This window comes from Bowmanella dokdonensis (genome assembly GCF_017254865.1).
GTDB classification, from domain to species: Bacteria; Pseudomonadota; Gammaproteobacteria; order Enterobacterales; family Alteromonadaceae; genus Bowmanella; species Bowmanella dokdonensis.
Window position 1 is genome coordinate 29,719 of the sequence record NZ_JAFKCV010000016.1, and the last position, 13,727, is coordinate 43,445.

A 13,727-nucleotide genomic window follows, 5' to 3' on the forward strand; every position below is an offset into this window, starting at 1 on the left:
ATAACACCGGCTTTTTTCCAGCTTTACAAAGCGACTCCAGGAAGCGGCCTTGTGGTCTGGTTAGATCTTATGAGCGACGGCGTGCCAGAGCACCCAGTCCCAGCAGACCCAGAGCAAATACCGCCAGGGTAGTTGGCTCAGGAACAGCAGAAACCTGACCATTGCTGCTGGTTGAATAACCATTTGCACCGATCTGTGAAGAAGCGGTATAGAAAAGGTCGTACCACTTCTCACCGAAGTTCAACGCATTAACCGCATCAGCGTTACCCACGCCTTCCACAATATTCAGGTAGGAAGAGACAAAACCGGCATTCAGATTGTCGCTATCCAAATCGAAAGTGGCAAATTCAAAAGAAGCCCACAAAGAACCATTCTGAGCCTGATTATAGCGCTGATAGGCAGTTGAGTTTGCCGGGCCGAAATCCATGCCGTTGTCAAAATAAACATTCAACCAGCTGTTAGACAGGTCCCATTGATTCTGACCAGTAGCAACGATACCACCGAAAGCGAAAGTCAGTTCACAGGTTCCAAATCCGCCCGTACAGAAAGTATTAAATACCTGATCACGACCATCATTAAACTGAGAGAAGCGTCCTACACCTGACAGAGAGGCACCAAATGCTGGCGCAGTAGATACAGAGCTGGCAGCAGTGATAGTAGACACACCACCGGCACTTCCATAGGCTCCGTTAGTGAACCACTGTTGGAATGACACATCTGCAATATAAGGGTTTGCCTGAGTTGGGGCATCCCAAGTAATACCACCTGCACTGATTTCGGTAGACAGAGCAGAGAAACTCATGGCTGCAAGGGAAAGGGCGCCAACGGCCTTAACGAACTTCTTCATAATTACATCCTAATAAATCGTTATAAAACTGGCTACCGGAGTAAAGCAGGTTACGTGCCAACTACAAAATAAAAGCATAAACACTTGTTAATAAAAGAGTTTACTCCACATCCTTCCAAGAAATCGAATCCCCGTCTTTGCCGGCGTGTAAAAAAAATTGACAACACATTGATCATGCACCAATCGTTTTCAAGGACTCAATCAACGTTCTCAGCCGTTGTTGCTGGCTTTCATTATCAGGTGACAATGAGGTAAGCAGACTTCTGGCCTCTGTTTTCTTACCTTGCGCAATAAGAACGGCCGCCAGGTTCATTTGTACGTCCGCATTGTTTCGCAGCCTGCTGGCTGCATGGGTCAGATACTCCTGCGCCTGATTAAGATCCCCGACCTTAAAATAAGCCCATCCCAGCGTATCCATCACCTGTGGCATCTGGGGCGCCAGAGAATGAGCTTTCCTGGCCAACTCCAGGGCTGTCGGGTAATCACTCTGCTTCAGTTTTACATGCGCAAGGTTATTGAGGGTCAAAAAGTGCTCTGGATTTTTTGCCAGGAATTGCCGGTATGTCTGAGCCGCCTTGTCATACATCTCATTGTGAGTATAGAACTCGGCCAGTGTGTGGTACTCCATGGAAGGATTCGTCAGTTTGGAGAACTCCAGCTCGAGCAGTTTCGCCGCCTCATCAGCCCGGTCATTCTTTTGCAGGGCCCTCGCCAAGAGCGTAGCTGATGCAAAACTCGGCTCCGCTTTGTAGTAGTCCCTAAGCAACCCCTCGGCCAGTCTGAAGTCTCCTGAGGCCAGCGCCAGCTCTCCGTCAAACCTTGTCAGTATCGCTCCGCCGGACATCTGCTGACGCATTTGGGTCAGTAACGTCCTGGCTTCATCCAGGCGGCCCAGGCGGGTGAGGTATCCTACTTCAAGCAGTCGCAGGCGCTGGGCATCCGGCAGGGTCTGCCGGCTGTCCTGAACAACCTTCAGGGCACCGTCCAGATTGCCACTCAACTCCTCGACCCCTGCACTGCGCAGCCATGCCTGCGCATCCCCAGGAAAACGAGTCCGCCAATGCTTTAAACTACTTCTGGCATTGGGCAAGTCCTTCAGTTGGACATAGGCATCGCTGAGAATCGACCATCCCTCAGGTGTCAGTTCATGACTGAGAGGTTCGAGTAACTCAACGGCCTTACCCGCTTCCTCTTGTGCCCTATAATACTCTGCCAGCACCAGTTTTGGATTGAGCAATCTCGGGTGACGACTGATATGAGCATTGAGCCTGGGCAGCACCTGGTCTTCTTCTGACAATGTCAGGGACAGCCGAACCAGATTCGTCAGAGCCAGCAAATTATCAGGATAGCTTTTCAGGAGGCTGTGAGTCTGCGCCAGGGCTTTGGAATACTGACCCAGCGAGACATACAGATTGGTAAGATACTGATTGGCTCCCAGGTGTTTAGGATCTTTCTCTGTGGCTTTTTTAAGCGCTTGTTCTGCCTCAGGCAAACGGTTCAGTTGCTGATAAATCACCCCTTCCAATGTCAGCCCGCTGGCAGGGTGGGATTGCTGCCATCTCCTGGCCACCTCCAGGGCTTTATCCGTTTCGCCCTCATTGAGATGAGCATTGGCCAGCACTACCCAACCCTTATCAAGTTCCGGATCATTCTCCAGCGCTTTTCTTATATCTTCCGTACCGGCGTAATCGCTGTCTGCCAGTTTGACAATACCTTCACGCATCAGATTTTCAGCATCTTCACTGTCGGCATTGTTGGCCCTGACCAGATAATCCTGGGCAGCATCCAGTTGTCCTTTGCTGGCCAACTGCATGGCGGTCTGTGCAAACAGATCGGCATCTTCTTTTTTCAGGATGTTGAGCTTGTCCAGATTTGAACGGGCTTCAGAGGTATAGCCAAGGGAAAGTTGTACCTGTGCCAGCAGCTTCTTTACCGCATGATCATGGGGTACGTCCTGTGCAGCCCGGGTCAAATAGCGATACGCCGTCTCGAGCTGTCCCTGCTTGTACGCGCTGATGCCGGCTACAATTTGCGCTACCTTGTTGTCCATGCCGTTCTGGATGGATTTCTCAGCCAGCCGCAATGATTCGTTATACTGCTTCTGATGAAATCTCAATTTGGCCTTAAGCAAATTGGCAAAGGCATTTTCTTTACTGATAGCAAGGATCCGGTCTACCTGCTGCTCAGCCTCTTCATAAGCACCTGAGTTAAGCAATGCTTCCACCAGTTGGAAACGCACCGGATGAAGATTTGGCATGGTCGCCAGCACGTTGTCATAGTGCCGGGCGGCCCTGGCAAAATCAGCCTGGCGAAATGCCAACAGTCCTGCGATAAACTCTTTCTCAACCGATAAGGCCTCCTCATCGGAAAATTGGCCTATAAAGTCTTCAGCCTTCTGCAACTGGTTGCTCAGCAATGCTTCATAAGCCCTGGCGATAAGCAGGCGATCTCCGCCCAGCCCTTCAGGCACCTCAGCTTCTTTTTGCTGCTCGGGCCCCAGCCGAATGGCCGACAGATAACCAAACAGACCGAGGATTTCCTTTGCCTCAGAGGCGGCTAAGTCCTCCTGCTGCTCTGACAACTTTACAGCCGATTCAAAATCTCCCTGGTAATAATAGGTTTGCACCAGATAGGGTAACACCTGCGAGGCAAGCTCATCCGACTCCAACGCCCGCAACAGTTCTTTTTCCGCGGCAACAAAATTGCGCTCTTGAAAGTAGGCCTGCCCCAGCAGCATTCTGATCTCAGCGGAGGTAGGAGCAGCGATAACGGCATTCTTCAGCTCGATGACGGCACCTTTGTTGTTGCCTTCGGCCATCATTTGTTTGGCACTTTGCAAATGATCCGATGCCGTTTTCTGCGTACATGCTGACAGACCCAGCAACAATAGCGTCACCTTCAATGCACCGGAAACCTTGCTTATATTTTTCATTTTTATCTCATTTCCCATACGTTATGAGTGCGCTCCAGGTGGAGCGCCAGGCATCCTGGCGTACTTCTAAAAACGGCTGAACAAGCCCCTCGTATCCACCACCACCTTGGTATTAATATCGTTACTGGAGAGGGCCTTAAACGGCTTGTGATCGACCAGTACGACCAGCACATTGGCTCTTTCCAATGCCTCGGGCAAGCTGACCAGTTGAATATTTTTGTTTTGCAGCTTTTCAGGCAGGCAGTCGATGTTGGGCTCCACCGCTAGTATTTGTCCCACATTGGCGTTGGCCAACTGAAGGGTAATATCCAGGGCCGGACTCTCCCGCAAGTCGTCAATATCAGCCTTGAACGCCAGCCCCATACAGGCGATGACAGGACGCTTGAACTGGTCGGCTGCCGCTTTGACCTTGCCGATAACATATTCCGGCTTGTGGTCATTGATTTCTCTGGCGGTGCGTATGATTCTCGCCGACTCCGGCGCTGAATCGACGATAAACCAGGGATCCACCGCAATGCAGTGGCCGCCCACGCCCGGGCCGGGCCGAAGTATATTCACCCGCGGGTGGCGGTTGGCCAGGGCAATCAATTCCCATACATCGATTTTCAGCTCGTCACAGATAATCGACAACTCGTTGGCGAAGGCAATGTTAACGTCCCGAAACGAATTCTCGGTCAATTTTGCCATCTCGGCAGTGCGGGCATTGGTCGGGATACACTCCCCCCTGACGAAATGCTTGTATAGCTGAATCGCCCGATCGCAACATTTCGGGGTGAGGCCGCCAATAATCCTGTCGTTGGAAACCAGCTCTTCGAGCACCCTTCCTGGAAGAACTCGCTCTGGACAATGGGCCACGTTGACATTTGGCTCTGCTGCGCCCTGGCCGGGAAAGTGCAAATCCGGCCGGTATTCCTGTAGCCAGGCTGCCAGTTTTTCAGTCGCTCCTACCGGAGAGGTCGATTCCAGAATGACCAGATTGCCTTTCTCCAACACAGGAGCAATGGCTTTGGCTGCTTTTTCTATATAGCTCAGATCCGGTTGATTTCCGTCCTTAAAGGGGGTGGGGACGGCGATCATAAAAGCATCGGCCGGCTCCGGCGTCATGGACGCCCGCAACTTACCCATGGTCACGGCAGCCTGAACCACCATGTCCAGATCAGGTTCGACAATATGAACCTTACCCTGATTGATGGTGTCCACCGCTTTTTGTGAAACATCCAGACCAATGACTTCGATGCCGCGAGAAGCAATCACGGCGGCAGTCGGCAGCCCGATATAACCCAAACCCACCACTGAGACTTTGTTAAACACCATATAAAACCCAACACCTGATAGTTAAATGACAAAATTTTATGAATGACTTCAGGCTATCTACACGCCATTGCCATTCTATCCACGAATATTTTCCACGTCCGGCTAGTGGTTCACACCACCGGGCTGCTCCTCTATCGCAAAGTTTAGGGTTCCTTGCAGGGTTTCCCACTTATAGGCTGTTCCCTGCAATCCTGCCCTATCCTCAGCCAGAATGGATTGAATGCTGTCGCCGTCCAGGGAACGGCCAAATTCAACCCTACCTGCCTCTTCACCGAGCATTTTCTGAAGCATGATATCGCCCAATTCTTTACGGTAGTGCGCTGGCTCCCAATACCACTGCATGGGCTCTGTCGATTTGCCTACCGGAAACGCTTCGGTTGTAAAGTCACTGAAGCCGCTGAAATCCCAGAAATAAACCCGTTCTGAACTGACACTTGTGGCCAGATCCGCCAGCATCAGTTTCCACTGATTAAAAGACTGCCAATATCCTAACTCCGCCAACAAATGCAGATAACTGTAATGGTAGGGGCTGGTAAATGCGTAGACCTGGATACCCTGGCCAGTGGCCTGCCCGATAAAGCCGCTCAGCCTGTTCATGTAAGGATTTTCCTGCTCGGTATTGAGCAGTTTAAATTGCCGGGAAGTCAAACCCTTTTGCAGTGAAATAAATTTTTGTCTGAACAACGGGGCAATACCTTCGTGCCTGATGATATCAATATATTCACCCGCCGTATTGAAACCCAGTGGCGTAATACTGTTCACCTCCTCACTCTGATTTAGCGTCGTCCTGATACTGGCGGTGGTCGCATCGAGTGAAAAGAACAGCGACGACTTTTCTTTCAGCCGGAATACGGACGCAGACAGGGTATCCTCGCCCAATCCCTCCAGTCTGCTCAGATACTCCGGCGGTACCTGGGAAATTGCGCCATCCTCAGGTAGCAGGAAATCCAGGAAGTCGATGCTGAGAAAGATCATCTCCACGCCGCCACAATGCATACTCTGCAGCACATTTTCAGCATAATCCAGTTGCATAGGGAGATCGGCGCCAGGCAGTGCCAGGTTATACACTGTCTTCCCCTCAAACAGGGGATGTGTCGGGTCCAGGCCCATCTCAGGTCTGGAATTTCCCACGATCAATACGTTTGGACAGACCTCAAGGCTCCGGTAAGCTTTCACCACTCTGGAACGCAGCTCCGCCTCAGGCTTTAACCTGTTAAACCCCGCATAGGTATCCGACCAATACATAGCGAAGGGATCCACCAGCCAATTAAAACTGCAGATCCCTACCAAGACCGCTATAAAGGCCGAGGTGAACCAGTACAGGAAATTCATCGATCCCCCTAAAACTGAAAGTACAGGAATTCACTGACCTGGAAGAGTGTCAGTACCGAGAGGGCGGCCAGCACCCCCACGAAGATAGCCCATCCCGTTGAGGGAATGAAAACCACCTTGCGCCCTAGCCTGAATATTGGCCAGAATGCATCTTTCCGTTCAAAGTGATTGGCGCTCAGGGAAGGCTGATGGGTGCCGAATATATCCTGGACATTGGGCATGACCAGGGCGATGGCCATCAGAGCAGCCACCCAACACCAATTCAGTACAAATTGACTCCCTCCCCCATGGCTTTGTGTCACGCCCATGTCTTTCAGGATGACACCTATCTCTCCCATCCGGCTGAGTATGCCCTGAGGCAGGGCTATGCCATTGCCCCCCACCATTGCTTGCAGCATGCCCATCGCCCCATCCAGCGTTGTGGCCCTGAAAAAGACCCAGCCGATTACAACAGCGAACATGGTCAGCAGCCAGGCCAGAAACAGATACAAGCGAGAGTGTGTTGCTCCCAACCCCAGCTTTTTCATCAAGTGGGCCCAGGCATGACTGACCGACAGATATGCACCATGCAGGGCACCCCAGATGACAAAATTCCAGCCGGCGCCATGCCAAAGCCCACCCAGCAACATAGTGATCATCAGGTTCGTATAACGTCTTGACGGCCCCACCCTATTGCCTCCCAGTGGAATATACAGATAGTCACGTAAAAAGCGGGATAGTGTCATATGCCAGCGGCGCCAGAATTCAGAGATATTGGCGGCCTTGTAAGGTGAGTAAAAATTCAGTGGCAATATAATCCCAAACATCCTCGCCAATCCCAGGGCCATGTCGGAGTAACCGGAAAAGTCGAAGTAGAGTTGAAAGGTATAGGCCAGGGCTCCCCCCCAGGCACTGAAAAAATCCAGGCTGGTACCGGTATCCGCCGCTGCGAAGACCGGATTGGCATAGAGTGCAATCCCGTCAGCCAGAACGGTTTTTTTGAACAACCCGATAGAGAAGATACTCAGGCCGATGATCAGGTTCTGCTTCGATAATGCGAAGGGGTGGCTGCTGGCAAACTGGGGCAGCATTTCCTTATGGTGAACGATTGGACCGGCTATGAGCTGAGGAAAAAAGGAGACGAATAATGCGTAATGCAGAAACCGGTATTCCTTCGTTTTTCCCTGGTAAGAATCGATCAGATAAGCAATTTGCTGGAAAGTATAAAATGAAATCGCCAGGGGAAGAATGATGTCACCCAGGCTGAAATGCGTATCGAACAGGTTGTTCAGATTAAAAAGAATGAAGCCCGCATATTTGTAATAGGCCAGCAATATCAGGTTGACTGAAATTCCAAAAACCAGGAAGGCTTTTCCCCCCACCTTGCCCAGATGCTTGCCCAGAAAGTAATTGAACAACATGGAAAGTAGCAGAAGCAGCAGGTAGGCTGGCTTCCACCAGGCATAAAAAAACAGTGAGCTGACAACCAGCACTGCAATAGCCGCCTGATTGCCAAAGTGCCGGGCAAAGTTGAAAAACAGTACCAGGCACAAGGGTAGAAACAGGAAGATAAACTCTGGGGAATTAAAGAGCATGACTTCGTCCTTGAGATTTCATCTCAACCTTCCTTACACAACTGTTCAGATAACGCTCTGCATGACGACATAACAGATCCCACCAGCACAGGCTTTGAGAAAACCAGCTTAAATCTGCACAATGACCTTGGCGATACGCTCGCAAGCTTTGCCGTCGCCATAGGGATTATGCGCGAACGCCATCTCCTCAAAGGCCGCCTCATCATCAAGGAGTTGATTGGCATTTGCCAGTATCACCTCTTTATCAGTCCCCACCAGTCTCACCGTACCCGCGGCAACTGCTTCGGGACGCTCAGTGGTATCCCGCATAACCAATACCGGCTTGCCCAGACTGGGGGCTTCTTCCTGTACCCCCCCGGAATCGGTCAGAATCAGGTGCGCCCGGTTCATCAGATAAACAAAAGGCAGGTAGTCCTGTGGATCGATCAAAAATACATCGGCCTGCTGGTTGAGGATTCGATTAACCGGTTCCTGCACATTTGGATTCAAATGAACCGGATAAAGAACCTGCACATCTCCCCGCTGGGCCAACGCCTTCAACGCCTGACAAATCTGTTCAAACCCGCCGCCAAAGCTCTCGCGACGATGGCCGGTCACCAGGATCAGCTTCTTGTTGGGATCAAGAAAATTGAAGCGCTCGGCCATGCTGCGATTAAGCGCCTGATCGGTCTGCACCCTGTCAACTACCGACAACAGGGCGTCGATCACGGTATTACCTGTGACATATATATTGTCCGGACTCACATTCTCTTTAAGAAGGTTGTCACGGGCCGTATCAGTGGGAGCAAAGTGATAACGGGTCAGGGACCCGGTCAGTTTACGGTTGGCTTCTTCAGGCCAGGGACTAAGCAAGTTGCCTGTCCGCAAGCCGGCTTCCACATGACCAACAGGAATTTTCTGATAAAAAGCGGCAAGCGAGGCGGTAAAGGTGGTGGTGGTATCCCCATGCACCAGGACCAAATCGGGTCTGGCCTGGGCAAATACATCCCGCAATCCTAATAATGCTTTGCTGGTAATGTCGTAAAGATCCTGGCCGGGCTGCATCAGATCAAGATCATAATCCGGACTCAGGTTAAACAGCGACAATACCTGATCCAGCATTTCCCGGTGCTGGGCAGTCACGCAGACCTGGCACTCAATCCCTTGCATGCTCTTTAGCTGTAACGCCAGTGGCGCCATTTTAATGGCTTCAGGACGGGTACCAAAAACCAACATGACTCGTTTCATTGCCAACTTCCTTTATTGGATATTTATTATTTGCGCTGCAATTGTTACGGGGTATTTACCTTGCAAAGGTCCGGCCTCGTCCTCGTTGGACGAAAAACAGAGCCCAGTGCCTGCTGAGTAAAAACCTTAGCCCATGTAAGTCTGCCCTTCCGCGTCTGGCAGATATCGGATCAGCCTGGATTCCTGACTCATCGAGCGGACTGTATTTGCCATCCGGCTTCGTATTTTAACTAGACAGCTATTACCGCAACATTCAAGATATCCATTCTTCCATCATTTTTTCAGCGAAGAAACCGATTTAGGCAGCAAACAAAGAGATTCAGTGAATAATGGATTGTTTTTTTCACCACCTCATCGCAAACAGCACCAGGCATTTCCCTGATCACCCAGCCTTGCTTTACAAGCAATCGCCCCTCAGTTATCAGCAACTGCACCAGGCAGTGGAGATCACTGCCAGCGGCCTCGCAAGCCTGGGGCTGGAGCGTTATGACAGGGTGGCCATATTTCTTCCCAAAACCCCCGAAAATATCATTAGTATGCTGGCAGCCAGCAGAGCTGGGGGAGTGTTTGTCCCCGTCAATCCGGTCCTGAAAGCCAGACAGGTTCAACATATACTCAATGACTGCCAGACCCGTATCCTGATTACCAGTAGCGATCGGCTCAAAGGTCTGGCGGAGATTCTGCCTGAAACCGGGGTGACACAGGTTATACTCACCGACAAGCCCCTTGAAGGCTTTGATCTGCTCCCGCAGCACCTTTTCGCTCACCTGCCGATGCAGACAATGCCCCGCTCCCCCGGGACTGACAATGATATGGCGGCAATACTGTACACCTCTGGCAGCACCGGGTTACCCAAAGGGGTGGTATTGTCCCACCGCAACCTGGTCTGTGGCGCCCATAGCGTCGCCAGCTACCTGAAAAACCACCAACAAGACGTGATTCTGGCTTTGCTGCCCCTTAGCTTCGATTACGGCTTGAGCCAGGTGACCACTGCTTTCGTGGTGGGAGCAAGTTGTGTGTTACTCGATTATCTTTTGCCCAATGATGTGATCAAAGCAGTACAGCATCATCAGGTCACCGGCTTAGCCGCTGTGCCGCCCCTGTGGCAACAACTGATGGCACTGAACTGGCAGGACGCAGGTCAGTCCGTCCGTTATTTTACCAACAGCGGCGGGGCCATGCCCGCGCCGACCCTGGCTAAGCTGCGTGCTACCTTCAGCAATGCCAGTCCCTATCTGATGTACGGACTGACCGAAGCCTTCAGAAGCACGTTTCTTCCCCCGGAAGAAGTCGACAAACGTCCGGGCTCCATGGGGAAGGCCATTCCCAATGCCGAAATTCTGGTGGTAAGAAAAGACGGCAGCGAGTGCGATCCGGAAGAGCCCGGCGAATTGGTGCATCGTGGACCACTGGTCAGCCTGGGATACTGGAATGCACCGGAAAAGACCGCAGAACGATTCAAACCGGCCCCGGCAAAACTGACGGGGCTGATGCTACCAGAACTCGCCGTCTGGTCAGGAGATCAGGTCAGGAAGGATGCCGACGGCTACCTTTATTTCGTCGGTCGTAATGACGAGATGATAAAGACCTCAGGCTATCGTGTCAGCCCAATGGAAGTGGAGGAAGCCTGCTACGAAGCATCGACCGATATCGCCGAAGCCCTGGCCTGCGGCGTCCCTGATCCTATGCTGGGACAGGCCATTGCCGTGCGCATTGTGCTCAAACCAGGTTGTGAGGAAGACAAGGATAGCATTCTGCGCCTGCTCAAACGTCAGCTACCCAACTTTATGCATCCCAAATGGTTGGAACTGGTTGCAGAGTTGCCCCGCAACCCTAATGGTAAGGTGGACAGAAGCGCCATCAGCAAAGAATTGAAGGAGACCTACGGCAATGCGTAACCACCTGCCCCAACACGCCGACATGCTGCAGTTCGAGGTGCAGGACCAGCAGTTACTGGTGGGAGGAAAATCCCTCGAACAGATTGCCTGCATGCTCGACAAAGAAGTCTTTTATGCCTACGACAGACGAGTCGTCAAAGCCCAGATAGATAAATTTCATCAGCATATTCCCAGCGCGATCAAGCTGCATTACGCCATCAAGGCCAACCCCTATCCGCCATTGGTGCAGGCCATGCGTCCCTGGGTGGAAGGTTTCGATGTGGCCTCGCAAAAAGAAATGCTGATTGCCCTGCAAAGCGGTATGCCGGTCAGGGATATCAGCTTTGCCGGTCCCAGCAAGCAAGCACCGGAAATCCGTGCCGCCATTGCTTCAGGGGTGACGCTGCATGTGGAGTCTGAGACAGAACTGGCAAGGGCCATAGAGCTTGGCAGGCAACTGGGCACCAAGCCGGTCATCGCCTTTCGGGTCAATCCGGCCTTCGAGCTAAAGGCGTCGGGCATGAAAATGGGCGGCGGTCCTAAACAATTCGGTATCGATGAGGAACGGCTGTTTGAGCTGCTCCCCACCCTGGATTATTCGGAGTTTGAGTTCAGGGGGTTTCATATCTTCTGGGGTTCGCAGAACCTCCGCAGCGACGCCATTGTCGATGCGCACAACAACACCTTTGCCCTGGCCAGACAGTTGCTGAAACTGACCCCGGTGCCTGTGCAGACCATTAACCTGGGCGGCGGCCTGGGCATTCCGTATTTTCCGGGCGAATCCAGACTCGATCTGGCGCCGGTAGGGGAGAACCTGCAGCGTTTGCTGGAAGACTATCCTGATCTGGCTGCCCTGGAGCTGGTGATAGAGCTGGGACGTTTCCTGGTGGCCGAAGGCGGTATCTACGCCAGTCGCATTACCGATATTAAACTATCCAGGGGCCAGACATTTCTGATGACCAATGGCGGACTGCACCATCATCTGTCCAATTCCGGAAATTTTGGGCAGGTTATCCGCAAAAACTACCCCGTTGCCCTGGGTAATAAGATGGGACAGCCTGCCAGCGAAGAGAAGGTAACAGCCGTCGGCCCCCTGTGCACCCCGCTGGACACCCTTGCCGACAAGATGGCGCTGCCCCAAGCCGAAATCGGTGACTGGCTGGTGGTATTTCAATCCGGCGCCTACGGACCGACTGCCAGCCCACAGGATTTTCTCGGCCATCCTCATGTTGCTGAAATATTGCTGTGACCTATGGGCGCCCGCAAAACCAAATGGTTGGCTAGCTGCGTCCTGCTATTTGGCGCAGCAGTCTTTTCCCTTTTCTGTGTGCTGAACAGCAATTTCGGTTATGAGTGGGGCCTAAAAGCGCAACAGTATATTGAAATGAACCTGACAGCACAGTGGGGGGTACGTAAGAGCTTATTCAACACGGCACAGGCCATCATCCGGCAGTTTCCAAGCCCCTCCCCGGTTCAGTTTGACAGAGACCTCTCCGAGGTAGGCGCGCGGACAGACTACAACCCGTTGCCAGTTGCTGATCTGGCGATGCATGAAATTGTTCACATAGAGTCAGAATCTGAGCTGCTGTCAGCATTGCGCAAGGCACGACCCGGACAATTGTTGTTGCTTCGCAGGGGCACCTATCGCCTCAATCAACACAGAATAGAGACAGGCGCTGCTGGCACGGCATCCCAACCCATCATCCTGGCAGCCGGCAAACTGGGAGACGTTGAAATTCATCTGCAGTCCACAGAAGGCTTCTACATTGACAAGTCGTACTGGAAAATTGTTAATCTGACCCTCCGTGGGACCTGCCATGAACAGACCCAATGCGACCACGCAGTGCACCTGGCAGGAAACGCCGACTACGTCGCACTGGAGAATAACCGTTTTATCGATTTCAATGCCCACCTGAAAAGCAACGGGAAGCCAGTCGGCCAGACCCTGCAATTCCCGGACAATGTGCTGATACGCCACAATGATTTTCTCAACCAGAGCATCCGCCAAGGTGGAAGTCCCGCCTCCCCCATTGACGTGGTGGGTGGGGACAACTGGCATATCAGCGATAACTTTGTTGCCGATTTCAGTCGTATGGTTCATGGCCGCCCCAGTACCGTGTACGGCATCTACCTCAAAGGTGGCGGCAGAAATGGCCGGCTTGAAAACAACTTAATCAACTGCGCTTGGCGGCTTCCTCACCAATCATCCCTGGATAGCCGCATAGGCCTTTCTCTTGGTAACGGCGGTACGGACCCGGCATTTTGCCAGAGCCCTGAATGTGCCTATGAACACAGCGGTGGCGTCATCAGCAACAATCTGATCCTTAATTGCAGCAATGACGTGGCTATCTACTTGAATAAGGCTGAGGATACCCTGGTCAGCAACAACGTGCTGCTCAATACACTGGGTTTAGATGCGAGGTTTTCTGCCACTACAGTTGTCGCCGAGTACAACCAGATGCATGGGAGAATCAAGACCCGGGACGGGGCAACCATCGACGCGCAAAATAATCGCTACCTGCCCCTTAATGGAAGCCTTGAGTAGTATCTGCCAGCCCCTGCTGATGGCAAACGCGAACTCCTGGGGAAATCATGCCATGATAAGCGTCAGATACGCTGACAAC

At 52.2% G+C, this 13,727-nt stretch carries 9 protein-coding genes; 3 read left to right on the plus strand and 6 right to left on the minus strand.

The window, feature by feature from the left end; all coding sequences use genetic code 11:
• Positions 1–67: 67 nt before the first annotated feature.
• The 6 genes from J0A66_RS18850 to wecB form a co-directional block, all read right to left on the minus strand.
• Positions 68–847, minus strand: coding sequence for a PEP-CTERM sorting domain-containing protein (locus J0A66_RS18850; RefSeq protein ID WP_206575411.1), 780 nt, complete (start codon positions 845–847; stop codon positions 68–70).
• 172 nt (positions 848–1,019) lie between these two features.
• On the minus strand, positions 1,020–3,779 hold the full coding sequence (prsT, locus tag J0A66_RS18855) for an XrtA/PEP-CTERM system TPR-repeat protein PrsT (RefSeq protein ID WP_206575412.1): 2,760 nt from the start codon (positions 3,777–3,779) through the stop codon (positions 1,020–1,022).
• A 66-nt stretch (positions 3,780–3,845) separates the two neighbouring features.
• The gene (wecC, locus tag J0A66_RS18860) at positions 3,846–5,093 is read right to left on the minus strand and encodes a UDP-N-acetyl-D-mannosamine dehydrogenase (RefSeq protein WP_241264307.1); all 1,248 of its coding nucleotides are present in this window, start codon (positions 5,091–5,093) and stop codon (positions 3,846–3,848) included.
• A 102-nt stretch (positions 5,094–5,195) separates the two neighbouring features.
• The gene (locus J0A66_RS18865) at positions 5,196–6,425 is read right to left on the minus strand and encodes a hypothetical protein (protein ID WP_206575413.1); all 1,230 of its coding nucleotides are present in this window, start codon (positions 6,423–6,425) and stop codon (positions 5,196–5,198) included.
• A gap of 8 nt (positions 6,426–6,433) precedes the next feature.
• Positions 6,434–7,999, minus strand: coding sequence for an MBOAT family O-acyltransferase (locus tag J0A66_RS18870; protein ID WP_206575414.1), 1,566 nt, complete (start codon positions 7,997–7,999; stop codon positions 6,434–6,436).
• A gap of 108 nt (positions 8,000–8,107) precedes the next feature.
• Entirely contained in the window at positions 8,108–9,226 is a 1,119-nt protein-coding gene (wecB, locus tag J0A66_RS18875) for a non-hydrolyzing UDP-N-acetylglucosamine 2-epimerase (protein ID WP_206575415.1), read from the minus strand.
• 329 nt (positions 9,227–9,555) lie between these two features.
• On the opposite strand from wecB, the gene J0A66_RS18880 reads away from it, so the two are divergent.
• The 3 genes from J0A66_RS18880 to J0A66_RS18890 all read left to right on the plus strand — a co-directional run bounded on the left by J0A66_RS18880 (position 9,556) and on the right by J0A66_RS18890 (position 13,648).
• Positions 9,556–11,124 (plus strand): acyl-CoA ligase (AMP-forming), exosortase A system-associated, encoded by a 1,569-nt coding sequence (locus J0A66_RS18880; protein WP_206575416.1) that lies wholly within the window; start codon positions 9,556–9,558, stop codon positions 11,122–11,124.
• On the plus strand, positions 11,117–12,352 hold the full coding sequence (locus J0A66_RS18885) for a pyridoxal-dependent decarboxylase, exosortase A system-associated (RefSeq protein ID WP_206575417.1): 1,236 nt from the start codon (positions 11,117–11,119) through the stop codon (positions 12,350–12,352). Before J0A66_RS18880 ends, J0A66_RS18885 begins: the two co-directional genes overlap by 8 nt.
• 135 nt (positions 12,353–12,487) lie before the next feature.
• Positions 12,488–13,648, plus strand: a complete 1,161-nt coding sequence (locus tag J0A66_RS18890; RefSeq protein ID WP_206575418.1) for a chondroitinase-B domain-containing protein — start codon at positions 12,488–12,490, stop codon at positions 13,646–13,648.
• Positions 13,649–13,727: the final 79 nt, after the last annotated feature.

Bases quoted from the DNA above. Each gene is read 5' to 3' on its own strand.
- J0A66_RS18865 (WP_206575413.1), bottom strand. From the start codon at position 6,425: ATGAATTTCCTGTACTGGTTCACCTCGGCCTTTATAGCGGTCTTGGTA.
- J0A66_RS18850 (WP_206575411.1), bottom strand. From the start codon at position 847: ATGAAGAAGTTCGTTAAGGCCGTTGGCGCCCTTTCCCTTGCAGCCATG.
- prsT (WP_206575412.1), bottom strand. From the start codon at position 3,779: ATGAAAAATATAAGCAAGGTTTCCGGTGCATTGAAGGTGACGCTATTG.
- wecB (WP_206575415.1), bottom strand. From the start codon at position 9,226: ATGAAACGAGTCATGTTGGTTTTTGGTACCCGTCCTGAAGCCATTAAA.
- wecC (WP_241264307.1), bottom strand. From the start codon at position 5,093: ATGGTGTTTAACAAAGTCTCAGTGGTGGGTTTGGGTTATATCGGGCTG.
- J0A66_RS18870 (WP_206575414.1), bottom strand. From the start codon at position 7,999: ATGCTCTTTAATTCCCCAGAGTTTATCTTCCTGTTTCTACCCTTGTGC.
- J0A66_RS18890 (WP_206575418.1), top strand. From the start codon at position 12,488: ATGAACCTGACAGCACAGTGGGGGGTACGTAAGAGCTTATTCAACACG.
- J0A66_RS18885 (WP_206575417.1), top strand. From the start codon at position 11,117: ATGCGTAACCACCTGCCCCAACACGCCGACATGCTGCAGTTCGAGGTG.
- J0A66_RS18880 (WP_206575416.1), top strand. From the start codon at position 9,556: ATGGATTGTTTTTTTCACCACCTCATCGCAAACAGCACCAGGCATTTC.